General features: G+C 40.3%; 24 protein-coding genes and 4 pseudogenes. 5 read left to right on the top strand and 23 right to left on the bottom strand.

The features are described from left to right. From EKM84_RS13265 to mobQ, 12 genes are all read right to left on the bottom strand, one after another. Positions 1-471 carry a conjugal transfer protein gene (locus tag EKM84_RS13265; protein ID WP_125766164.1) on the bottom strand — a complete coding sequence of 157 codons (471 nt, stop codon included), beginning with the start codon at positions 469-471 and terminating at the stop codon, positions 1-3. After that, on the bottom strand, positions 472-840 hold the full coding sequence (locus tag EKM84_RS13260) for a thioredoxin domain-containing protein (RefSeq protein ID WP_125766175.1): 369 nt from the start codon (positions 838-840) through the stop codon (positions 472-474). Continuing rightward, positions 827-1,444: a hypothetical protein gene (locus EKM84_RS13255; protein ID WP_125766163.1), complete on the bottom strand. Its 618-nt coding sequence runs from the start codon at positions 1,442-1,444 to the stop codon at positions 827-829. The genes EKM84_RS13260 and EKM84_RS13255 overlap by 14 nt, the downstream gene beginning before the upstream one ends. 13 nt (positions 1,445-1,457) lie before the next feature. Continuing rightward, complete coding sequence (locus EKM84_RS13250) at positions 1,458-2,612, bottom strand: phage tail tip lysozyme (protein ID WP_064523791.1); 1,155 nt, start codon at positions 2,610-2,612, stop codon at positions 1,458-1,460. A 1-nt stretch (position 2,613) separates the two neighbouring features. Then, complete coding sequence (locus tag EKM84_RS13245; RefSeq protein WP_125766162.1) at positions 2,614-4,032, bottom strand: type VII secretion protein EssB/YukC; 1,419 nt, start codon at positions 4,030-4,032, stop codon at positions 2,614-2,616. Further along, the gene (locus tag EKM84_RS13240; RefSeq protein ID WP_125766161.1) at positions 4,025-6,040 is read right to left on the bottom strand and encodes a VirB4 family type IV secretion system protein; all 2,016 of its coding nucleotides are present in this window, start codon (positions 6,038-6,040) and stop codon (positions 4,025-4,027) included. Before EKM84_RS13240 ends, EKM84_RS13245 begins: the two co-directional genes overlap by 8 nt. A gap of 11 nt (positions 6,041-6,051) precedes the next feature. Then, positions 6,052-6,711 (bottom strand): TrsD/TraD family conjugative transfer protein, encoded by a 660-nt coding sequence (trsD, locus tag EKM84_RS13235; protein WP_061777530.1) that lies wholly within the window; start codon positions 6,709-6,711, stop codon positions 6,052-6,054. Continuing rightward, complete coding sequence (locus EKM84_RS13230) at positions 6,680-7,042, bottom strand: hypothetical protein (protein WP_061777529.1); 363 nt, start codon at positions 7,040-7,042, stop codon at positions 6,680-6,682. Before EKM84_RS13230 ends, trsD begins: the two co-directional genes overlap by 32 nt. Positions 7,043-7,063: 21 nt before the next feature. Then, entirely contained in the window at positions 7,064-7,399 is a 336-nt protein-coding gene (locus tag EKM84_RS13225) for a CagC family type IV secretion system protein (protein WP_125766160.1), read from the bottom strand. A gap of 1 nt (position 7,400) precedes the next feature. Continuing rightward, positions 7,401-8,015, bottom strand: coding sequence for a hypothetical protein (locus EKM84_RS13220; RefSeq protein WP_125766159.1), 615 nt, complete (start codon positions 8,013-8,015; stop codon positions 7,401-7,403). Positions 8,016-8,054: 39 nt separating this feature from the next. Continuing rightward, the gene (locus tag EKM84_RS13215; RefSeq protein WP_105450205.1) at positions 8,055-8,348 is read right to left on the bottom strand and encodes a hypothetical protein; all 294 of its coding nucleotides are present in this window, start codon (positions 8,346-8,348) and stop codon (positions 8,055-8,057) included. Positions 8,349-8,454: 106 nt separating this feature from the next. Further along, a complete protein-coding gene (mobQ, locus tag EKM84_RS13210) occupies positions 8,455-10,512 on the bottom strand; it encodes a MobQ family relaxase (RefSeq protein ID WP_125766158.1) in 2,058 nt (685 codons plus the stop codon). Between the two features lie 251 nt (positions 10,513-10,763). Here mobQ and EKM84_RS13205 point away from each other — a divergent pair, with 251 nt between their 5' ends. Further along, entirely contained in the window at positions 10,764-10,991 is a 228-nt protein-coding gene (locus tag EKM84_RS13205) for a hypothetical protein (protein ID WP_080633844.1), read from the top strand. Between the two features lie 22 nt (positions 10,992-11,013). Then, positions 11,014-11,292 (top strand): hypothetical protein, encoded by a 279-nt coding sequence (locus EKM84_RS13200; protein ID WP_072534697.1) that lies wholly within the window; start codon positions 11,014-11,016, stop codon positions 11,290-11,292. On the opposite strand, the pseudogene EKM84_RS13195 reads toward EKM84_RS13200, so the two are convergent. The 8 genes and pseudogenes from EKM84_RS13195 to EKM84_RS13155 form a co-directional block, all read right to left on the bottom strand. After that, positions 11,282-11,581, bottom strand: a pseudogene (locus EKM84_RS13195) (zeta toxin family protein); the annotation flags it as partial. The gene EKM84_RS13200 and the pseudogene EKM84_RS13195 overlap by 11 nt on opposite strands. Before the next feature lie 25 nt (positions 11,582-11,606). After that, entirely contained in the window at positions 11,607-11,792 is a 186-nt protein-coding gene (locus EKM84_RS13190; RefSeq protein WP_104796115.1) for a hypothetical protein, read from the bottom strand. A gap of 46 nt (positions 11,793-11,838) precedes the next feature. Continuing rightward, the gene (locus EKM84_RS13185) at positions 11,839-12,120 is read right to left on the bottom strand and encodes a type II toxin-antitoxin system RelB/DinJ family antitoxin (protein ID WP_047674908.1); all 282 of its coding nucleotides are present in this window, start codon (positions 12,118-12,120) and stop codon (positions 11,839-11,841) included. Positions 12,121-12,347: 227 nt separating this feature from the next. Next, a complete protein-coding gene (locus EKM84_RS13180; RefSeq protein WP_125766157.1) occupies positions 12,348-13,433 on the bottom strand; it encodes a replication initiator protein A in 1,086 nt (361 codons plus the stop codon). A gap of 905 nt (positions 13,434-14,338) precedes the next feature. After that, positions 14,339-14,578 carry a hypothetical protein gene (locus EKM84_RS13170; protein WP_010011603.1) on the bottom strand — a complete coding sequence of 80 codons (240 nt, stop codon included), beginning with the start codon at positions 14,576-14,578 and terminating at the stop codon, positions 14,339-14,341. A 71-nt stretch (positions 14,579-14,649) separates the two neighbouring features. After that, positions 14,650-15,441: a ParA family protein gene (locus tag EKM84_RS13165; protein ID WP_003636296.1), complete on the bottom strand. Its 792-nt coding sequence runs from the start codon at positions 15,439-15,441 to the stop codon at positions 14,650-14,652. 134 nt (positions 15,442-15,575) lie between these two features. After that, a pseudogene (locus EKM84_RS13160) lies at positions 15,576-15,967 on the bottom strand (recombinase family protein); the annotation flags it as partial. Between the two features lie 5 nt (positions 15,968-15,972). Further along, positions 15,973-16,410, bottom strand: a pseudogene (locus tag EKM84_RS13155) (TetR/AcrR family transcriptional regulator); the annotation flags it as partial. A 35-nt stretch (positions 16,411-16,445) separates the two neighbouring features. Here EKM84_RS13155 and EKM84_RS13150 point away from each other — a divergent pair. From EKM84_RS13150 to EKM84_RS13140, 3 genes and pseudogenes are all read left to right on the top strand, one after another. Further along, the gene (locus EKM84_RS13150; RefSeq protein WP_125766156.1) at positions 16,446-16,946 is read left to right on the top strand and encodes a PASTA domain-containing protein; all 501 of its coding nucleotides are present in this window, start codon (positions 16,446-16,448) and stop codon (positions 16,944-16,946) included. An 89-nt stretch (positions 16,947-17,035) separates the two neighbouring features. Further along, on the top strand, positions 17,036-17,734 hold the full coding sequence (locus EKM84_RS13145; RefSeq protein WP_004563106.1) for an FAD-dependent oxidoreductase: 699 nt from the start codon (positions 17,036-17,038) through the stop codon (positions 17,732-17,734). A 165-nt stretch (positions 17,735-17,899) separates the two neighbouring features. After that, a pseudogene (locus EKM84_RS13140) lies at positions 17,900-17,995 on the top strand (transposase); the annotation flags it as partial. Positions 17,996-18,098: 103 nt separating this feature from the next. Here the strand turns inward: EKM84_RS13140 and EKM84_RS13135 are convergent. From EKM84_RS13135 to EKM84_RS13125, 3 genes are all read right to left on the bottom strand, one after another. Further along, entirely contained in the window at positions 18,099-18,656 is a 558-nt protein-coding gene (locus tag EKM84_RS13135) for a hypothetical protein (RefSeq protein ID WP_125766155.1), read from the bottom strand. A 200-nt stretch (positions 18,657-18,856) separates the two neighbouring features. Beyond that, positions 18,857-20,185: a glycoside-pentoside-hexuronide (GPH):cation symporter gene (locus EKM84_RS13130; protein WP_003597662.1), complete on the bottom strand. Its 1,329-nt coding sequence runs from the start codon at positions 20,183-20,185 to the stop codon at positions 18,857-18,859. A gap of 167 nt (positions 20,186-20,352) precedes the next feature. Further along, the coding region (locus EKM84_RS13125) for a recombinase family protein (protein WP_164511408.1) at positions 20,353-20,847 on the bottom strand (495 nt) is incomplete at its 5' end.

The following is a 20,847-nucleotide window of genomic DNA, read 5'->3' as shown; positions in this document are numbered from 1 at the left end:
TTAATATCCTCCCTTCGCTGACTTTTCTCGATCCACTAATGATTTGAGAATTTCGGCCTTGGTACTCTTGTTAAATGCTGTGGTGAGGTCTTTGGCATTGATACTAAAGTAATGGTCACTCAACTCTTTTAGATCACCCCAGGTCGCACTCCCGTGGGTTTCAGTGTCCGCAGTTTCCCACGCTTTATGTTTGCTATTTCGTTTCAAGGCAAAATAGACGGTGTACAGTACCACAGCAACACTGACAATAATTAATACTGGGTTCTTTTGGCCCAAATACAAGTTGTAATAATGCCAGGGGTGTAAAGCTAATTGTTTTAACACCGTTGGCATATGATCCGCAAAAGTTAGTTTATAGCGCGACAAGGCCATGACGGATCCAGCTAAAATCTCCGCTAAATACAAGCCAATGATTAGTGTTAGTAAATACGGCCAACTGGCTTTAACGCTGTTTAATAATTTGTCTTTCATCTAATCACCCACTATCTGTTTAATTCTTTGTTGGTTGGTGCCGGTGTACCGTTGCTCACCATGGATCAAGGTTGGTACTGACGTTAATTGATATTTTTGAATGTAATGCCGATTCTGCGGTTGATTCATGTTAATCAAGACGATGTTGTGACTGATTGCGTTGTGCCAATAAATTTGATGGAAAATAGACTGACAATCCGGGCAATCATCGCGATAGAAGAACAACACTTTTTCAGGGTGCTTAGCCAGCGTCACAACTGGCCGCTGTTTTTCCACGTGATTGACGTATTGATGACTGGCAAACCCGCCAACGGCTAAAACCACCACGATCACCGCTAGGACTTTGCTTACTTTTTTAATCAAGGTCACTTGCTTTAAAACTGTTTCCAAGATTTTGTACATTAGTGATTCGATTCGTGGTGGTATCGAAAGTCACTTGATAAAGCACCGTTGCCTTTTGCCAGTCGTTGTCGCCACTCTTACTTTCGTAACTGACAACGGCCAAGCCTTTCATATTTTGCCCCTGCTTGCTTTGCGTATACAGGTTCAGTTGATTTAACTTAGCTGAAACACTATTGCTATCACCATACGTGCCTTTATTTGAAAAGTATTGCTGGTACAATTTGTCGGAAATCAAGTCTTTAACGCCATCTTTACGCTGACCGTAGGTCTTGGGCTTGAAGTTATTCATGACCTTAAAGAACCTGGTGACCACCGAATTAAAGCTAAGTTCAGCCTGACTTTTGTCTTTATTATTTTGGTAGGTCTTATAACTGTCAATTTGGGTGCTCAATAACTGCTTTTGTTGATTAGTTTTGGTTAATTGCCGGCTAACTTGTCGCTTCTGTTGTTGTAAGCGACTGATCTGTTGTTGTGCCTGCTTAATTTGGCTATGCTGATAGGCATTCGCCCCTAATGACATAACTAAGATCAAGCTACCAATCACAACACTTAAAACCACGCTACGCTTCATTTACTCGTCCTCCTTACTTCTTGATTGGCCGGGCTAACGTCACATCGCTACCGTTCAATAAGCTATAAAACGCGGTGCCAAATGTGCTTTCGTTAACCTTGTCGCCGACACCACCTTGCTCAATGATTTTGGTGGCTTTGCCTTGCCACTTGTCTAACAAGATTGCGGTGTGCCCATTGTTCCCGGCCCCGGCACCTTGATTAACAATCACAATATCGCCGGCTTTGGCGTCATTTTCACTGATCTGTTTCAGATATTGATGACTGCCTTTGGCGTCACTTGCCATCGTGCCGGTAAACCAGCCCATGTTGGCCGGTACCTTGTAACCAGCTTTATTAAGCGCTAACCAGACAAAGCCTGAACAATCGGTTCCACCGGTTTTGTTAGGATTCTTTAAATCGCTACCTAAATCGGGGCTAGGGTGGGTTTGAACATAGTAGAAATCGCCTTTCATACTTTCCGCATTTTTGACGATACTACCGCCGGAATAGCTTGGGTCACTATCACAACCTAGTTCGGTCAGATCTCCGGAACTCGCATTGTCTAAGGTGTTTCCGGCCACTGGATCACTCGCCCCGAACACGGAATACCAGTGATCGGCATATCCGTATCTTTGGCTTAAATACCATTGTTCCGGGTTCTTACTCATACCCTCGTAATCCATTAACCAGGTTTTCGTCGCTTTATGCACGTCCGTGTACTTAAAAATCTGCTTATTTGACGCATAGTAACTACTGTTCAATTCTTGATCGAGATAGTCCAACTGCACACCGAGATTAGTCGCTGGTTTATTTTCTTTATGAGCTAAATCTTCCAGCTTATCTTTTCGACCACCTAACCACTGGGCTAAGCCCGTGGCACCGGAACTTGAATTAACCGAATTGGGATCAAGGCGGCTTTCCAGTTGTAAGACCCCCAAGATACCAGCCGCCGCTTGTGGGGTGGCGCCATACTTCTGTTTCCAGTGCGCATAGATATTTTTGGCATTTTCTTCCATACCTTTATTGTCTAAATTGGTAACTTGGCTTGATGTGGTATCATCTCCACAATTTTCTTCTAAATCTCCTGTTAATCCTGCAATTATCAATATAATTGCTATGAAAAAGCCTACGATACCATATAATATGAATTTGACTTTTTTCTTTTGAAATTCATAGGCTAGTCCCATGTTAAGCACCTACTTTTTGCTTTGCCTTATCAACTTTATCTTGCGCTGCTGATTGGTCACTCTGCGCGTTCTTTAAGTCCGACTTAGCCGAATCCACCTTCTTGTCTTTGTCCTTATCTTTACTGCCATCAATCTTGTTGGCGTCATCTAACTTCTTTTGGGCGTCGCTAACTTCGTTCTTAGCAGAGTTGAGACTTAACAGGGCTTTTAAATACTTAGCTTTAGGACTGTTCACGCCGGCTAATTTGGTTTGGACGGTCTGGGCGTCTTGCGTATCGTTATGGGCGAGGAAAGCTTGCCCCATTCTCAATAAAACATCACCGTTCGTCGTAAAGGATAATTGGTTATTGAGCGTATTGGTGTCGTAGTTAACGATGGCTTTTTCCAGCGCCAATTGGTCTTTTTGCTTGCTTGTCGCCTTAGTTGGCAATTCCCACTTGGCAACCTGCCCGCTATCTTTGTTGGCATAAGCCGCATTAACAACCTTGTTCAACTGACTTGGGTCAACCTTTAAAGCTTGCTGGTACTGGCCATGCTTTAAAAAGGCACTGACTTGCTTAGTTGAAGGATAGCCGGCCCGTTGCATATCTTTTTGCGCTTCCGACCACTTCTGATCATTTAAAGCGGTTTGAATTTGACCGCTATATTTTAATCGTGTGACCTGGGCTTGGTTCTGGTTAGCTAAGCTTTGATACTTTCTTTCGTCACTTTTATGGACTAAGCCGACGGCCAAAACGGCCACAATCGCCACTCCGGCCACGCTCAACCATAAACGTTGTTTGGTTTTCTGCTGGGCCGTTTCAACTTCCTGCCATTCGTGATAACTCACAAAGTCCTCAATGCCGTTAACCACCTCCGTTAACTCATTTAACGACGTAGCTTTAGCTACTTGTTGTAAATAGTCATCAGGGTGTTTAGCTAGGGCTTCTTTAGGATTGCTTAGTAGCCGTTCATAGGGCGTCCCCGTCAAGCAAAACAGAATCAGTGCTTTGTATTTGGCTAAATTGCTATGTTTATCATCATAAGGCATGAGTTCATTGGCCCGGTAGGCGTACCAAACATGTTGCATTGGGTAATACCATAGGTTGGCTGGGTTCAACGCAATGTGATACTGACTATCGTTAACCACATTTTGCGCCATAATTTCCTTGGCAATCGCTGACCGGATTGCCTTATTTTCATGTGGTAATTCCTTTAACGATCTGACCTTATCCGGCAAAGTATAAGTTAAAACGACCTTCTGATCTTGCTCAACCACGTTAACCAACTGCAAGAAATTGGCATCAGCTTGCTTTAATTCGTTTAGCTCACTCAACTGGTCATATCGAAACTGATTGTGATTGAGTTCAAGGATTAACTTGTTTCCTTGCCGCCTGAACGTCCCAACCTCGATATTCAATAACTGATTTGATTTACTCATTTAAAGCCCCTCCTTCCTCCTCGGTGGTGGTCAAAGCGTCAATTTCACTTGGCGTCAACACCACGCGCTTTTGATAATCCGGTTGGTTGGCGGTCTCACGGTTATATTTTTCTTGGTAAGCTTCTGGGTCAATTAGTCGTAGTTCTTCTTCGGTCAACTCGACTTTCATAAAGGCGCGTTGGCTACCATAGATCATCAAGGCTTCGCCTTGTCTACGACGTTCCAGTAGCTTCTTTTCTTTATCCGAGAACGTCATTCTTAACTTAGTAATGACATCATCGACACCTTTACCATCAAGGCCAAAGAACACCTTGGTATAAGAGTTCCCAATAATGGCTTCCCCAATATTCTGCCCAGTATCCGTTGTGCCTTCGATCACGTCTTGAATTTGCTGCGTTCCGGCAATGGCTCCGGCATTGTACTTTCTAAACCGCTTGTATGCTTGGTGGAAAAAGGTTGCGGCCGCTTTGTGTAAGGTCAAAAAGTGAAATTCATCAACAAACAGTTTTTTGCGGCTATGCCGATCTTTAGTGATTTCGTCCCATAGATACTGAAAAGTATTCAGATAGGCCGCTGATTGGACTTCCTGTTCACTTTGCAGGGGTTTTAAATCAAAGGAAATGATCTTCCCCTTTAAGTTAACGTTGGTGTGGCCGTCAAATAGGCTGTTAGAGCCATGGGTATAACTGCCTAAAATATAGTAGAAGTCTTTAACCCGACTGAATTTGTCAGCGTCCTTATCAGCCAATTTTTCCAACTCGTCATAAACATTGGATAAGGTCGGCCACTGATCGTCTTTAATTTCTTTCAAGCGGCTGTATTTCAAAACGCCACTGTTGACGTAAGCCTGTTTAACGACATCATCAAGGATTGCCAGTTCAACTTGGGTAATCCCGGTTTTGAGGACTTCAAAGAACCCCTTTAATCGCTGAATTTTATCTTTGACTAGTAAATCAAGGTTCGTGACCGCCTCATCAGCGCTGAGGATTTCTTCGGAAAAGATTTGGAGCGGATTAATTTTGTACTTAGCATTCGAGGTTAGGTGCAAGACTGCCCCACCCAGGGCTTCAACAATCTTGGTATATTCATTTTCTGGATCAATAATGTAAAGCTGATAATCTTGAATGGCGTAGCGTAGGATTTTTTGGATCATATAGGTGGTCTTGCCGACTCCCGAGGTCCCAATAATCACTTGATTTTGATTAAGCGTCTTATTGCGATCCAGCATATCCACGGCAATTAAGCTGTTGGTATCTTTGTTAACCCCTTCAATATCGCTTCTAGGCTTCAAGTCCAAAATTTCCGCGTCGTCAAAGGGAAACATGCTGCTGGCAACTTCGGTATTACTTTCTTTGTACGTGTAATCCCCCATGAGGTTCTCGTTAATTGGCATGGTTGACCAAAATGCTTGAAAGGTTGCTTTAACGGGTACTAGCGGTTTCATCTGTAGCTTAATCAACGTATTCTTAACGTTTTCGGTTAAGTCGTCTAGTTCTGCTAAACTGTTGGCCCGCAGATAAACCAGCATATGTTGGTAGACAAATGTGGTAGAATTATCAAGGTATTTATCTAGTTGCATGTTGGCCGAATCAATGTAGTTTTGCAGAATCTTCTTTTTATACGGGTCGAACGTATTGAGCTTCTGCGCTTCCTTATTTTGAATCGTCTTCTTGTAATAGGTAATCATTGAATTGTTACTGGCGCTGTCGATATATTGCACAATATCGATAACGCCTTTTTTGCGCTTTAACTCCGATAACCAGTTGCCATACACCCGCTTAGGATAGTCGGCAATCGCTAACACCCGAATAAAATTCTCGCCCGACTGGACGTAGGTGGGGTACTGTTCCCAGCTAAATGGAAATAGTGAATGCAAGCTATCGCGATCAATCAGCTTGGTAAAGTCTTCAACCTCCGGTTTTTGTTTATTAACCGCTGGTTCACTATTTTGCTGACTTTCGTTTTTGGTTGGCATGAACAAATCTATGACCTTATCGCCAAAACTCATACTGTTGCCTCCTATCCATTGAAATTGATTAAGTTCTTTAAAATCTCTTGGACTTCTTGACTAGTCAACACTTTGGCCGTCACATCAAAGTCCGTTAACGCATTTTCAATATCCCGCTTAACCTGTTCGATTTTTTCGTCTAAATGACTGACCGCTAGATTTAAACTCTTAACACTTTTGTCTTTAATCGGTACCTTAACGATTAGCAGATGTTGTTTAGTGGTCATGTTTTTGGATTCCTGGACTTTAGTAAAGTGGTCCAAATAACTGGCTATTAATTGGATTTTGAACTGTTGATCGGGGTGATCTTTTTGTAAAGCAAGATACCGACGTTTGAGACCATTGAGATAAGCTGTCATATTGACGGGAATTGTCGGCTCTAAGAACTGTAAGGTGTCATCAACCCCTTCACCTAACGTACTCATGAGAAAGGCGCCATAGTCCTCAAAGACGTCTTGCTGTTCGGTTTCATTAAGTAGATCAAGGTTGATCCCACTAACTTCCAAAATGCCAACGAGATTACCCGTTTTGGTAACTTCGTAGTTACCATACATACCCACCACCAAGCTCATGTCATCAATGGTCTCTTTGCCACCATTGATTCTAGGCGGTTGGTAATCCCAATTGAGCTTCGCTGATTTATTGGCGGTTTTGCTCTTCTTCAAACGCATTTAGTTCGCCTCGCTTCTTCGGTTTTAAATAAAACAGTTTCTGACCATTGGCATAGCGACGTTTCAACTTAAAGTTATCCCGCACTTTAATATTCTTCCGCACCGCAACTGGCCTAATTGTTAAAATAGCCATGACAATCGTCATGGCTAAGACAACAATCACTATTTTTATCAGGACTAAAATCAGGCCATAGGGTGGGATCGCAATAAAAATTAAGCCCACTAGTCCTGCCAGCGCCGCATAGCCAAAATCCTTCAAGGTGTAGTCTTTCCAGATCCCATAATCTTTATCTACGTTCTCTGGAAAGATAAATTCTTTTCCTTTCTTCATTTTGGCAGGCTCCTTTTTAAATTAAGTGAATAGGCTGTAAACCCAAGGTAATAGCCAGATAATCGCTGCCGCTAGGGCCACTAAACCAGCCACCCGACCAACCGCGTGATAAACCTCTGATTTCTCTCGTGGATCGTCTGCGTCAGGCATTCTTTTGATAATAATAAATAGCGCGACACAAATCCCAACTAAAACGACCAAGCCAGTTAAAATACCTTGAATCGTCTTACCAGCTTGAGTTAACTTGCTTTTAACTTCGCCGCCGTCCGCCGCCAAAACAACCTGGGCGTTCATCAGCCCTAAATAAATCACAGTAGCTCCAGTGGTTGCTAGCGCTTTCATTTTGCTGAACTTCATGTTATTCCTCCTTTCCATCGTCTTCTGATGTTCGTAATTGAATTTGTTCGGCCTGCGTTTTTTCTGGCTCACGCTGATAGAACTTATCCAATTGTTCCTCGGCAATTTGCTGGCTTGGTAATGGATCTGTGGCTAATTTAACTCGGCCATTTTCACTCGTAGCTAAGTAATACTCTTTTTCTGACTGACCTAATTCTTGGGTCTCTAAGACATGCAAATTATGTTCGTAACGGCCTAAGGCGTTATCAACTTCTAAGCCATAGAAGCCTAAGAAGCCTTCCAGGAAACTCTCACCAAAAAAGGTCATTTCATTTTTGATTTGCTTATATTGATGAGTTGGCTTATTACTTACCAGCTTTTCGGCTTTTTGAGCATTGTCACTCTCATGTTTACGGTCAAACCAAGCACTGATTTTTATTGGATCGGTTTTGACCCTACTTTTGACTGACTTCTGAACTAACTTACTTCTAACTTCTGTGACTGGCTTACCGCTTCTTTGCATTTCGGTTTTTAACGCTTCGGGATTATCCAGTAGTTTTGAATCCTTAACAATAATTGCTTTGTCATTATCAACTACCAAATGTTCGTCCACATCTTGCCAGTTCTCTATCTTCATTGCGCCACCCCCTTTAACTGGTTATTAAGTATATCTAGCCTATCCATTCATACACATGTAAAATGGTATGTTAGGGTGTTTTCCTAAAACCGTCAATTTTAGGAATTTATCCTCAATAGCACTAACCTTGCTTTTGAGGACGCCCTCTTTTTTTGTGTGTTCAGAAATCCATTGAATACCTTTATCATGAATGATTTTCTTACCTGAAATATCCATTAGCATTGGCTTGGGGAAATCATCATGACGCTTTATCCAATTACTCACATAGCGGTCATTTTTTCCTAAAATTCGGCTAGCCTCCGCTAATGTGTGCCACTCGTTGCTATTTTTCAAATGCTATCCCTCCTTTCTTTATTTGTATGAATACATTATATCACAAAAATGGTTACGTTGTAACCATTTATTTTTTCTTTTTCATTACATCTATCTTACACCTAGCCTATCTATGGATTGTACCACTGTGGCGACTGTGCTTCTGATGTTGACGCTTCTTTTTATCCAGTTCGTATTCTAATTCTTTTTGTGCTTTCTTTTGTCTGTTAAGTTCGTGGTCTTGTCCATTCTCGTAAAGTAAGCTCATTAAGGTATCTGACAATAATTTGTTCATATAGTTTGCTGGGGTATTTTCGTTATAATTAACGGCTCGATAATCAGGCATATTCTCTTTTCGGAAATCATCATTCTTTTGATTATGTTGCTTTACTGCCTGCTTAGCCTGCTCAAGTTGCTTAGCAGAAATCTTTTTATCTTGTCCTGCTTCCCCAATGAATAACTGTTGTGTCCCCCTATTCTTCAATACACGTAACAAATTAGCGTTTTGAATCTCATCAGATTTAACCTGTCCGCTTAGATAAGCAAGTCCCTGGGCATGTTCCTGGGTCGTGAATTGAACAGGCGGATTATTTCTCAACTGATCTAAATCACGCTTTTCTAGTGATTTAAGTTCAGGATTATAATAAACAACTGCTGTATATAGGCGTTCTTTTTCAGTCATTTTGACTTGATCAAGGCTCATATCAGGGAAAGTCTTACTTAATACGTTGTTATATTGCGTATCAACCACTTGTTTAGTCTCATTTATTGCTGAAAGTTCTTTGATATTCTTCTTTAAAACAGCTTGTTGTTTCTCATCAAAGTCACTTAACAGCGTACCCTTTGTACGCTTAATATCTGCTAGTTGGTAACCTTTATTAGCCAAAATATCACTAATAGTTTCCTTAGCTCGCTGTTCTTGTTTTTCAAGCATTAACCAACTAGCAAATGGGCGCTTTGTAAACGTCAGAACCTGTTGATTGATAATGTTTGTTCTTATCATGGCTAAACGGTCTTTTAGTTCATCTCCTGTAAATACCCTTTGTTCGCTGTCCGTCTCCTTAACTAACTCCCGTTTTTCTGCCATTGTTATTTGCTCAAAATCAACGTCAGGATAAAGTTTTGAAACGGTTCGATTAACGACTTTATCCAATAATTGATTGGCTTCTGATAGTGACTTTTCTTGTTGTGTAATTGTAACTAATTGTTTAGTCACATCTTCCCCTACTGCTTGCTTAATCATGGCACTATCTTTCCAATTAAACAGCATACGTTGTTTCTCATCTAGGTTCTCTAAGCTAACAAATGTTTTTAGTCGATTACTTAACTGTGCAACTAGTCGTTTTTCATCAAATGAATAATGGCGCTGTAAGGTTTTCATACGGCGTTCATTATGGATTTTTTCATTAGCATTTTTTGCTTCTGCTTTTGCTTGTCGTTGTTGCTTAACATTTTGATTAAATTCTTGGCGTTTTTCTTTCTGTGAATTGATACCCTCGTGTTGTGTTGCCACTTCATCAATTCCTTGTTCTTCATATGATTTTTCACTAATACGGTCTGGTAAATTTTTAGCTTCTAAAACTTGATTAACAGCGGTAGCCCAATTGTGACGCCATTCAGTTATTTTTTCTTTTTTATCCCAATCAGTTAGCCATATTTTTCTATTTCTTGCATACCCACTTTTTGTATATGTTTTATTCCCTTTTTCATCTAATATATATTCTTTTCTACTTTTAATTCCCCATGTTCCGTCAGGATTAAATGGGCGATTGGTTAACATCACATGTGCATGCGGATTGTCTGGGTGATCGCGATGAATTGCCACATCGGCTACCATACCATCATCAACAAAATTTTCTTGTACATATTTTGTCAATAATTCTTTCTGTTCGTCTTCACTTAATCCAACTGGTAAAGCCACGTTAAACTCTTTTGAATAGCGTGAATTTGCTCGCTGATCTTTTCTTTCGACTTCATTCCATAATCTCTCTCTATCACTCGCCCATTCTGGCGCATTTTTTGGTGTCAAAATAAAGCTTTCTGGCATGACTGACCGAGCATAAAAATAGCTTCGACCTTCTTTTTGATCGAATAACTTTTCACCACTTCTATAACTCGCACTAGCAACAGCACTACGCATTTTTCCTGCGCTTATATTTTGAAAACTCATATGGAAAATTGCCATGCTGTTGTCTCCTTTCTTTTAGGGTTTTGTTTTTGGTTTTTGTTGTCGCCATAGGCGACTTCTGATACAGGTTTAAGTGTTTTAGCACAACTCCAATTTATTTGGAGTGTAAGTGCGCATTGACCTCGTTTCACTCGGTCTGCTGATTCTCTTAACTTTAACTTAGTGTATGCCTTCCGCTTCGCTATTTCAACTTTTATACTTTGACTTAACGTTTCCCTTATGATATAGTGTCGATGATAATTTCTAATATGATTGGAGGGATCGTTATGTCTCAAAGTAACTTAGAAAAACAAGAAGCTAAATTAAAAGCCCTTAATCAAAAAATTAAGGACGAAAAAAATAAGATTGAACAACGGCTAGGTAAACAAATCATCAGTCAATCCAATTTAGATTATGCTAATTTGTCTAACGATCAGATTAAGCTTTTAGCCAAGCAATTTTCTGAATTTTTAAAGGTAAAGTCCGTAGATCATTAGCCATACGAGATGGGGAAATTCCATGTCTAATCAATATGAAAAACTAGTCGAGCAACAAGCGCGTTTAAAACAAAAAATTGAGCAGGAAGATTTTAAATTACGGCAATCTAAATACTATGAAAATCGGCAAGCCCGCAAAGCCCGTTCTCGCCGATTAATTCAAAAAGGGGCTTTATTAGAAAAGTACTTCCAAGCTAATAACCTCTCGGTCGAACAAACCGAAGAACTTTTAAAAATATTTGCTGACTATGTTAACGCCCATAAACCGGATAAATTAAAAAACGATCAACCTAATAACTAGGCCGATCGTTTTTATTTTCAGGATTGTTTTTTGGCTTTACTTCTGGGTTTTGATCTGCAAAATTTTGTAACTGCTTTTGCACCTTTTCTGGATAAGTAATATTTTGGTTTATCCAAGGAGAATGCCTCAAATCGTTCTTAAAAACTTGTCCCTTCTCTCTTGCATAAACAGAGGTAAACTTTTCGCTATTATCATAGATCATGACCTTATAAGATTTAAAGGCCACTAATGGCAAATTATGTTTGGATTGCTGATAACGTTTCTTGATCGTTTCTACTGGAACACCGTAACAATTATATATTGGGGTTTATCTATCAACGGACAAAGTCCTTTCGCTTAATAACCTCATCTTGCCTTTTATCTAAAAAGTAGGTATATAAAGCGTCATATACTTTGCGCTTTTCTGGATCTAGCTCATGTAATGACTTATCAAGTAAATCTTTTAAATCAGTTTCTTTGGCAATTTCAAAAAAGTCATTAATTGTGATTGTATCTTTCATGTTCATCACACTTCCAAGTTATTAATTTATTTAATCTGATAAGCCATTAGTCCTCATCTGGATCATTGAGCCAATCAGCGACTTCTTTAGCGTCTTTGAACTCTGTTACTGGTGTCTCTTTGGTAGCCTTTAAAAGGCGTAAATTAGCTCTTTCTTCTTCGCTTAAAGACACATTAAAAGGTAAGGCACCATTAGCAACAATCCGCTTATAAAACATATTGATCGCGGTAGTTGGGTTTAGACCTAACTGGCTTAAAACGGCTTCGGTATTATCTGCCAATTCTTTGTCAATCTGGACTTGTACGCGTTTCTTTTCCTTAACTGCCATGATTTTCTCGCCCCCCCTTTATTACTACTCACATTATACTAATCTTTGAGTACCATCTCAATTAGCCTGCTTCTTTAAAAGTTGTGAATTTAAGTTTGCTGTCCTTTCCGCAATGGCACTTATACAACGTTCCTAAAGTGCCCGTAAGCGCATTTTAAAACTCGTTTAATATAATTATGCTCTATCTGTTTAAAACAGCTTAAATAGCCTTATATAGCTTTTTAGTTTTAAGCACGCTCATCGTTAGGGTGTTTGGCCGCATATTCTCTAGCCGCTTGTTTATTCCACCAAACGCCAAATAGGTTTTGTATGGTGCCGTACAAGTAGTTTTCCACGTTCTTGATGTGCTTCTCATTGCTTCTCAGGGCGTTAAAGTAGCGTCTCAAGGCTTTAGTCATTAAAGGTTTCAGTTCCTCATCATCAAGTGGGATTATGACACCAATATCTTTGTGATCCTTTTCAACTCGATACTTAGCATTTAAGATAATGCCAATGAAACGGCGCATTTGTTGTGGGGTACGGCACCAGAAGCTAAGTAATTGCACGGCTTCTGGTTCTAAGAAAACCGGTGAGCCACTGTCTTCATCAGTTAAGAAGTCATTAGCATGGTGCACCAAATCCTGGTTTTGCTTTTGAATTTCTGCTGGTGAAAAATGGGCTGTGGAAAAGTCCAACTTTTGAGTATCTATATTGTATCTATTAGTATCTCTTGCTTTAAGTTCTTTATCTAGATCGTGTCTATTTTTTAGACTTTCGCTCGTAGCAAGGGTTTGCGGGGTGTCATCAACGGACTTTCGCGAAGGTCTATTTTTTAGACTTTCGCTCTTAGCAAGGGTTTCAACGGTCTCCCGCGAAGGTCTATTTTTTAGACTTTCGCTCGTAGCAAGGGTTTGCGGCTCTTTTTGGCCATATTCACCGCGTAAATAGACGTCCGTTGATCGCATATCTAGTTCGGCCAGGTAAAGTCGGTTGGGTTCATTTTTCCCTGTTTTGGGATTAAAATGCATGGCTTTTTGATAAAGTAAGCCAGCTTTTTCTAGTTCTTTCTTGACGTTGGCTAATTTTCCCTTTGAACAGTTGAACAAGTCCATTAATTCTTGATTGGTAAAAATAAAATAGACGTGACCTTCCTCATCAATCCAGTGATTGCGTAAGGAATACTCGAGCCGATCTTTCAGTACCATATAGGCCAATTTGGCTTCACTACTTAAATACCGATATTGTTCGCCATACATCAATACTTTGGGAAACTGAAAGAACAAGGCCCCATAAACGTTGTCAGCTTGATAAAACTTGAAATTTGTTTGATCCATTATAAAAACTCCCTTTCTTGACTGACACACGCTGTCTCAAAAGAGAGTTGCTAAAACATTCGACTTGCATTACAATACAAATCTGATATGCTCTAACTGAATTACAAAGCCTCACGGCTAAATGAATGCTTTGTAATTTACCAGCATGTGTCTGTTTGTGAGTTGCCCAGTCGGCAACTTTTTTAAGTTCTAACAACAAAAAATGGACTAAATAGCTCTGGTTAGCTACTTAGTCCATTGACTTTAATTTGTTTTTAACTATCCTTAACTTGTCCTTGGGGACTGGTTTGCGGTATAATTAACCTACAAATTAAGAACAATGTTCAGTCGATTTTAACTTGGCGGTGAAAATCGACTGAACCTAAGTAGCTGCCTTATAGCTACTTGCTAAACCCAAAATCCCTGATTCCTCGTGAATCGGGGATTTTTCTGTTTAGCTTGATCTCTTTATTCGGTTGTTAAATTAGTTTTAGTCTAGCATAGTGCTTACCAAGCGGCAACTTCATTTGGTCTTGTATACTTTGCCAGCTTTTGGTTGAAACCAGTAAGCGATAGAAGATAACAGTAAATATTCGAAAAGTAAAAATGCTTCGGGGTGTTTAAGAAAATTTCCATCAAAAACACTGAAAATCATGAGCATAAGTAACCCGCAAAAATACGTGATAAACAGAGACATTATCTGTAAAATTCTTACGACAATACGACGGTTACCGCTGATTCTTTCAAATAATAGCTGTAACCAGTACTGCATTGGAAATAACCACTATCGAATAAAAAAGCGGTTATCTACCAGGTGATTTTTGGCAATTCCAATGGCTGGGACTATCCAAAAGATAATAAGGCTGGCAAACAAAAATATAACACTTATTGAAATTCCCATAACGACTCCCCCCCTTAAAGTGACATCACATATTTTTTATAAGCTCATTTAAAAATTTGGAGGCAGACTTAAAATTATGTTCTTTAGCCAGACCGTCAAGTCTTTTGCGTGCGCTAGGTTGAAGTGAAAAGGTATAGTTCTTAGTACGTTCCTCTTCGTCTTTAAAAACAGGAATAACAAGTTTATCTTTAGTATCAGTTGGCTGTTCTGTTTCATTTTTTTGTAGTGCTTTTTTTATGTTTTTGTTCTCTGGATCGAATGCCATAGGTAGTCCTCCTTTATAATTCAAATTCACATGTATTGAGTATACGTGTGATTAATACGTGTATGAAATATTTATAATTTTTCCGTGATTTCATTAAATGTTTTGTCCATACTGTCGAAAAATTCATGTTGATCAATATATGTTTTGTGGTCTTCAGCCATTTTTGAAAGAGATTTTTTATCCAACGTTGAACGATTGAATAGCTCCTTTTCTGGAACTGTAGCCAATACACTGGGATCGCCTTTTAAGGCTTTTAATAACTCGCGAGATGATCTTGTGTTGTGTTTAATCATGTTGGCGATAAAAAATAATTTGGTCGTGACATAAGATTTTCTAGTAGAGTAATCAATGGCTTCTTTGCGTAACTCGTTAATTCTTTCTTCTAGGTTAAATTTTGCATTATACCCATGTTCACTGGGCGTGATTGGACTAAGAATAGCATTACTGATGATGACTGCATTTTTGGTAGCAGTAGAAAAATCTGGGTGGCAATCTAAAATAATATACTCAAATTTTCCTAAATTTAAACGTTCATAATTATCTGACAACCACATGTAGAGGAACATGTTTTTGTTAGTCTTATTTTCAATGGTACGCTCAATATCGTCAAGGTGCATATCTCCGGCAATTATACTAATATAAGCACTTATTTCATGTATTTTGACTTTCCCTCGATCTAAGAAAATGTTGCCAACGGTGTCTTGATTGTCGTAAATGTTGTAAGTCTGGGTTAAATTACTTTGGTGGTCTAAGTCAATAAATAAAACATGCTTGCCATTTTTTGCTAACCACTCACCATAATTAAAAGCTAGGGTAGTTTTGCCAACGCCGCCTTTTATTGCTGAAAATGTAATAATTTCCATTAGTGTCCCTCCTCATACATGCTAAGTAAGCTTAATAAATATCACTACATGTATAATAACACATAACAAATATATTTGCAAATGATACATATGTTTTATATTCATGAATAATTAGCATGTGCTAGCTAAGTGTCCTATCTCTTGATATTAAGCTTTTTACGATATCGAATAAAAGTTGTCCGCTTGATCCCGGTATTCCGAGCAACGTCTATGTCACTCATGCCTGCCTGATAAAGCTTAAAAGCATGTTGCAAACGGGGATCATCTTTGGCATATTGGGGCTTACGTCCATGATATTTACCTTGCTGTTTGGCTAAGATAATCCCTTGTTGCTGCCGTTCAATGATCCGCTTACGTTCGCTTTCAGCCTGGTACTTATACAATTCAATGATGAGGTTAGTCATCAGTTGCCGTAAATTAGAATCAGCAAGTCCCGTCATAGACGGCAAATTTAATACATATAGGGTAGCCCCTCATTTTGAATGGTATTCATAATCTTAGTTAAATCCTGATTATTTCTGTCTAACTAATCTAATTTGTATTCAAACTATCAGCTAATTGCTGAGCAGCCAACAACATTAAATCCTTAATTTGCTCTGGTGACTCAGGCTGATCTTGGCCTAACCAGACACGTAGAATATTGGTAAAACCACCTAGTTGAAAAGCCATCACATAATTCACTTGGGTAGGAGTGCCCTGAACATGCCAGGGAGCCGCAAACTGTTGATAACGGGGGATTGCTTTTTGCTGCCAAATTTCATTCATATGATCAAATAAGCCTTGGCGGATCAATAATTGAATTAAATCTCGTTTTTGCCACCAAAAATTTAAAAAAATGTCAAAAGTAGTTTTTAGCATCATTTCCCCTACCTGCGGTTTCTGCTGGAGCAATTGTTCAAAGTACTGATCGAACAACTGATCACACAGGTAATTAATAACCGCTTCTTTATTTTTAAAAGAATGAATGTATAATTAAAACAATTGGATTGATTAGGAGAGAAAAAATGGGAAAAGCAAAATTGTTTGGTACGATTGGGAAAATGGCACTTGGAGCAGTAGCACCAGATGTATTGGAGCAAGAAACTAAAATCGTTAATGATCAATTAGAGAAAAGAAAAGACTATCTTAAAATACCCGATGTAAAATTATTAGATGTTGAAAAAGCAACAGCGGTAATAGATAAGTATAACTTTAATCACTCTGAAGTACCGGTGAAGGCAGATTTACATTATGCTGATGCATTGCCAAATACTATTGTAAAAATGGAACCAAAGGGAAATACCTCTGTGGCTCCAAACACTTTTGTGAAATTGTATTACATCGATAAACAAACACTTATTGATAGTCAACTTTTGGCTCAAGAATCAGAAAGTAAAAAAGCGTTAAAAAAACAAAAGACACAAGAACAAATTCATAATGTTTTAGAAACTACTTCCAGTGTGTCTGCTAATATTGGTAACAAGTTACATTTCAAAAAAGTAAAAAAGACTGCCGATAAAGCATAATAAAGAGGTTTGTTTATGAAATATAAAACAATTAAATATAGTGGTTATGTCCGTATAATTGGTGTAAATTCTAAATAGGAGGAATTATCATGGCAAAAGAATTACCTAGTTACGCAAGCAAATTGATCAGCGTGCGTCCCCTGACGGACGACTACCTCGAAATCCTACTCGAAATCCCGGCTGGTTTCACCTGGGAGGCCGGCCAGTACATGCGCTTAGGCCTACCCACCAAGGAAGTGACCGACCAAAAGAAGGTCCGCGCCCTGTCCTTTGCGAGCCTACCGGCGGACGGTCACATCCTCTTAGGTACCCGGACCCGCCAGCACGGCGAACCTTCTTCGTTTAAGGCCAACGTGCAAACCCTGGTGCCGGGCGAAGAAATCCAAATCCTCGGCCCACTGGGCAAGTTTACCTTAAAGGACGAAGACAAGCCCCTCGTCCTCTTTGCCAGCGGGGTGGGGATCACCCCTATCCGCGCCCTGGTCAAGGAACTCCACGACACTAAGTCAGACCGCCCGGTAGAAGTGGTCTACGTCGCGGATGGCTTTCACCTCTACCAAGAGGACTTTGAAAAGTGGGCCGCCGACATGCCAAATCTGACCCTGACCCTCTTAGACCACGGTAAGGACGCCGTTGCCCACCTGACGGAACTGGCAGAACAAAAGGGTAACGAGGTTCGTTACTACCTGTCCGGTTCACCAGCGATCGTCGAATCTAACCATGACCTCCTCGTTAACGCTGGGGTCGATGAAGACCTCGTTGAAGTCGACAAGCTGTACGGGTACTAGCAGCAAGTGGTGACCAACCACCCTCTCAATAAGTAAAACCGGCTAATCCGCGTTTCTTTGCGAATTAGCCGGTTTTTGTGTTATCTGAGCTGTAAAAACGATTGCCTCATTTTAGTTTCTATCCTTAGCCCACGGCCTGCCCTATGGATGTTCCATTGACCCCGAGTTAACCGCAAAATTAAAGCTATTGGTAGAACTGCTTACGGTTATCGGAATTTTGACCATTATCGAACTAGGATTCAAATGGAATTATTTGCTTAATTCAATTAATGCAAAAGAAAAAGCAAATCCTTTCGGATTTGCTATATAAGCTGATATCAACCTCAGTTGACAAAGAGCCAGATTATTTATTCAACTAATTAGTTTAAGCTTTGATGATTTTCCCAACTGCAATTGGTAAAGTAACGTGGGCATCGTAGTTCATGACAGTTCCTTGAACAGTAGCCGGTAGCTTCAAGGTATCCGGCACACCATGAATATAAATGACCCTTTTATCGAGCTGCAAATCGTCACTGCCAAAAGCGGTTTTAAACGCTGTCTGCAATTCCTTCAGATCAACGAGTTTGTCATAAGCATAGTGACCTTCTGCATCAGCCACTGGGTAACTGTCATTTGGCACATGCATCTTGGCCGGTTCAGCGTCAAATGGCACCATCGTTGTACCGGAAACCGGTTCTGTTTCTGGCAGATCAACGAAACCGTCACCATTAGCATCTTGTGCCGCTGTGGCGATTTCTGCTGGCTTACCATCCGGGAATCCGTGGAAATGTTCCCAATGCTGCACATTAGCAGGTGTATCAAACATATCGATATGAATCTTCATTTGCGCACCATCAATCGTGAACGTCGCGGCACCGTGTGGCGCGGTGCCAATCTTCTCAGCGTTCAATGGCACGATTTCTGCTGTATACTTTTCAGCCATGCAAACCACTCCTTTTAGATTTAGACTCAGTTTCAGTATAGTGCTAACTGGAACGACTCACAATCTATTGCATTTCAAAAGTGATGTTGCAAGATTATTTGGCCAATTGCAATAACCGTTGGCGCAAAAAGGTAATAATATCACACCGCACCGGTGTTAGTTAGCAAATCAAAAACTATTATTTAGAATATAATTCGGACTTATTTTCTTGCTTCTATTGCTCGTTCAATCCGCCCCTCATCATAAAGCCGCAATACAAAATACATCCCCACATAAATAACCAACGGAATCCAAACATAATTCAAATTAATCATGGTGAGAGTTGCGGCATTCTGGGTTCGATTGGCAACGTAACCCGAAAAGTGAAACAAACCAGCTGTAATCAAGCCGCCAACACCAAGGCCGACGTTAACGCCAAAGTCATCCGTTGAAGCCAGAATTCCCTCGGCTTGGATCCCCATGCTGGCACCATAACGGATTGTGTCAGCAATCATGATTGAGACGAGGCCGATAATGATCCCATTGCCAATCGAGTTAATCAAGACACCGCCAAACAAGAACCACAGTATTTTGGTATAAACCCCAACCGCAATCACGGCTTGACCAACCAGCGCCATTAAAATACCGCGAAGCATCGTTTGCTTCTTACTGCCAACCTCGGTAATTCGAATGATCAGCAATACCCCGATTAACGCTGCCAGGGTAAAACTGTTAGCTAGTGGCACCAGGTTTTCGTTTCCCACCGTATATTTAAAATAGTAAATGGTTGTCTGATTCTTAATTGCCGTCACCAGCCAGTACATGAGAATCACGATTGACATAACGATCCATGGCTGATTATGTTTCAACATTTTTAGGACAGTTGTTAACGGTTGGTGGGCAATTTCAGGATTCGCGAACCGTTCGCGAACATGGACAAACGTGTTGATAATCAAAAGAAATGAAATCAGGCTAAACACGATGATTGTGCCCAAGAACCCTTTTTGCTGATTACCGTGGCCGAAGAACGCAACCAAGGGTAATGTGAATACCGCCACCACAATTTGAACCGAACTGCCAAAGAATTGACGAATGACACCCAACAACGTCAACTCACGAGTATTCTGCGACATCGTTGGTAAGATTGACGTGATTGGCAGATTAACAGCCGTATACAGAAATCCAAGGCCTAAATACGTCACATATGCCCAGATTAATTTACCATTATACGAAAAGTTAGGCGTCACAAAGGTGAGAACCGCAAAAATAACGTAAGGTAACGAATACCAGAGGAAGAACGGTCGGCTCTTGCCAAACCGTGAATGTGTGTGATCAATCATGATCCCGATGACAAAACTTTCAACAACGTCAGCTACCCGCGCCACGACAAATAAAATGGCCACCGCGCTTGGTGTCAGTCCATAAACATCCGTGTAAAAGAATAGCAAATAGGTCGTCATCATTTGAAAGACTAAATTATCGGCGGCGTCACTTAAGCCGTAACTAATTCGTTCGGGCCACCGTGTTACCCATTTCGTCGTGCTTTTCATCCCATCATCGCCTTTATCGAAATTGTTAATCAACTGTATCGTACTCTAAAATTAGTTCTCATGATATAGATTGTACACAATTTGGATGTAAGCTGATTCCTGAGACAACTTTTAAGTAAAGAAAATAGAAACCCTTTCAGTTAACATGTGCTAACCAAAAGGGGGCCCTATTTTCTTTTAATACCGTATTTCACACGGTATCGAATAAAGGTCGTCCGTTTAATACCTGTATTTCGGGACACATCAATGTCACTCATGCCAGCTCGATAAAGCTTAAAAGCATGTTGCAAACGGGGATCATCTTTGGCATATTGGGGTTTGCGCCCATGATATTTACCCTGCTGCTTAGCTAAGGCAATCCCTTGTTGCTGGCGCTCAATGATTCGCTTACGTTCACTTTCGGCCTGGTACTTATAGAGTTCAATAATCAAGTTGGTCATCAGTTGACGTAAATTTGGGTCAGCAATCCCTGTCATGGACGGCAAATTTAACACATCTAGGGTGGCACCCTTATTTTGAATGGAGTTCATGATCTTAGTCAAATCATGGTTGTTTCTGCCTAAGCGATCTAATTCAGTGACCATTACAATATCACCCTCACGAATATAGGCCAGCATTTTTTGCAGTTCTGGCCGATTAGTGTTAGCCCCACTTAATTTATC

Source organism: Levilactobacillus mulengensis, from assembly GCF_003946045.1.
Lineage (GTDB): Bacteria > Bacillota > Bacilli > Lactobacillales > Lactobacillaceae > Levilactobacillus > Levilactobacillus mulengensis.
Note: the sequence above shows the minus strand (reverse complement) of the source record. Positions and strands in the feature narration are given on the sequence as shown.

Excerpts from the sequence above, each read along its gene's own strand:
- EKM84_RS13265 (WP_125766164.1), bottom strand. The coding sequence starts at position 471 with ATGAAAGACAAATTATTAAACAGCGTTAAAGCCAGTTGGCCGTATTTA.
- EKM84_RS13255 (WP_125766163.1), bottom strand. The coding sequence starts at position 1,444 with ATGAAGCGTAGCGTGGTTTTAAGTGTTGTGATTGGTAGCTTGATCTTA.
- EKM84_RS13250 (WP_064523791.1), bottom strand. The coding sequence starts at position 2,612 with ATGGGACTAGCCTATGAATTTCAAAAGAAAAAAGTCAAATTCATATTA.
- EKM84_RS13245 (WP_125766162.1), bottom strand. The coding sequence starts at position 4,032 with ATGAGTAAATCAAATCAGTTATTGAATATCGAGGTTGGGACGTTCAGG.
- EKM84_RS13240 (WP_125766161.1), bottom strand. The coding sequence starts at position 6,040 with ATGAGTTTTGGCGATAAGGTCATAGATTTGTTCATGCCAACCAAAAAC.
- trsD (WP_061777530.1), bottom strand. The coding sequence starts at position 6,711 with ATGCGTTTGAAGAAGAGCAAAACCGCCAATAAATCAGCGAAGCTCAAT.
- EKM84_RS13230 (WP_061777529.1), bottom strand. The coding sequence starts at position 7,042 with ATGAAGAAAGGAAAAGAATTTATCTTTCCAGAGAACGTAGATAAAGAT.
- EKM84_RS13225 (WP_125766160.1), bottom strand. The coding sequence starts at position 7,399 with ATGAAGTTCAGCAAAATGAAAGCGCTAGCAACCACTGGAGCTACTGTG.
- EKM84_RS13220 (WP_125766159.1), bottom strand. The coding sequence starts at position 8,015 with ATGAAGATAGAGAACTGGCAAGATGTGGACGAACATTTGGTAGTTGAT.
- mobQ (WP_125766158.1), bottom strand. The coding sequence starts at position 10,512 with ATGGCAATTTTCCATATGAGTTTTCAAAATATAAGCGCAGGAAAAATG.
- EKM84_RS13205 (WP_080633844.1), top strand. The coding sequence starts at position 10,764 with ATGATTGGAGGGATCGTTATGTCTCAAAGTAACTTAGAAAAACAAGAA.
- EKM84_RS13200 (WP_072534697.1), top strand. The coding sequence starts at position 11,014 with ATGTCTAATCAATATGAAAAACTAGTCGAGCAACAAGCGCGTTTAAAA.
- EKM84_RS13190 (WP_104796115.1), bottom strand. The coding sequence starts at position 11,792 with ATGAAAGATACAATCACAATTAATGACTTTTTTGAAATTGCCAAAGAA.
- EKM84_RS13185 (WP_047674908.1), bottom strand. The coding sequence starts at position 12,120 with ATGGCAGTTAAGGAAAAGAAACGCGTACAAGTCCAGATTGACAAAGAA.
- EKM84_RS13180 (WP_125766157.1), bottom strand. The coding sequence starts at position 13,433 with ATGGATCAAACAAATTTCAAGTTTTATCAAGCTGACAACGTTTATGGG.
- EKM84_RS13170 (WP_010011603.1), bottom strand. The coding sequence starts at position 14,578 with ATGGCATTCGATCCAGAGAACAAAAACATAAAAAAAGCACTACAAAAA.
- EKM84_RS13165 (WP_003636296.1), bottom strand. The coding sequence starts at position 15,441 with ATGGAAATTATTACATTTTCAGCAATAAAAGGCGGCGTTGGCAAAACT.
- EKM84_RS13150 (WP_125766156.1), top strand. The coding sequence starts at position 16,446 with ATGGGAAAAGCAAAATTGTTTGGTACGATTGGGAAAATGGCACTTGGA.
- EKM84_RS13145 (WP_004563106.1), top strand. The coding sequence starts at position 17,036 with ATGGCAAAAGAATTACCTAGTTACGCAAGCAAATTGATCAGCGTGCGT.
- EKM84_RS13135 (WP_125766155.1), bottom strand. The coding sequence starts at position 18,656 with ATGGCTGAAAAGTATACAGCAGAAATCGTGCCATTGAACGCTGAGAAG.
- EKM84_RS13130 (WP_003597662.1), bottom strand. The coding sequence starts at position 20,185 with ATGAAAAGCACGACGAAATGGGTAACACGGTGGCCCGAACGAATTAGT.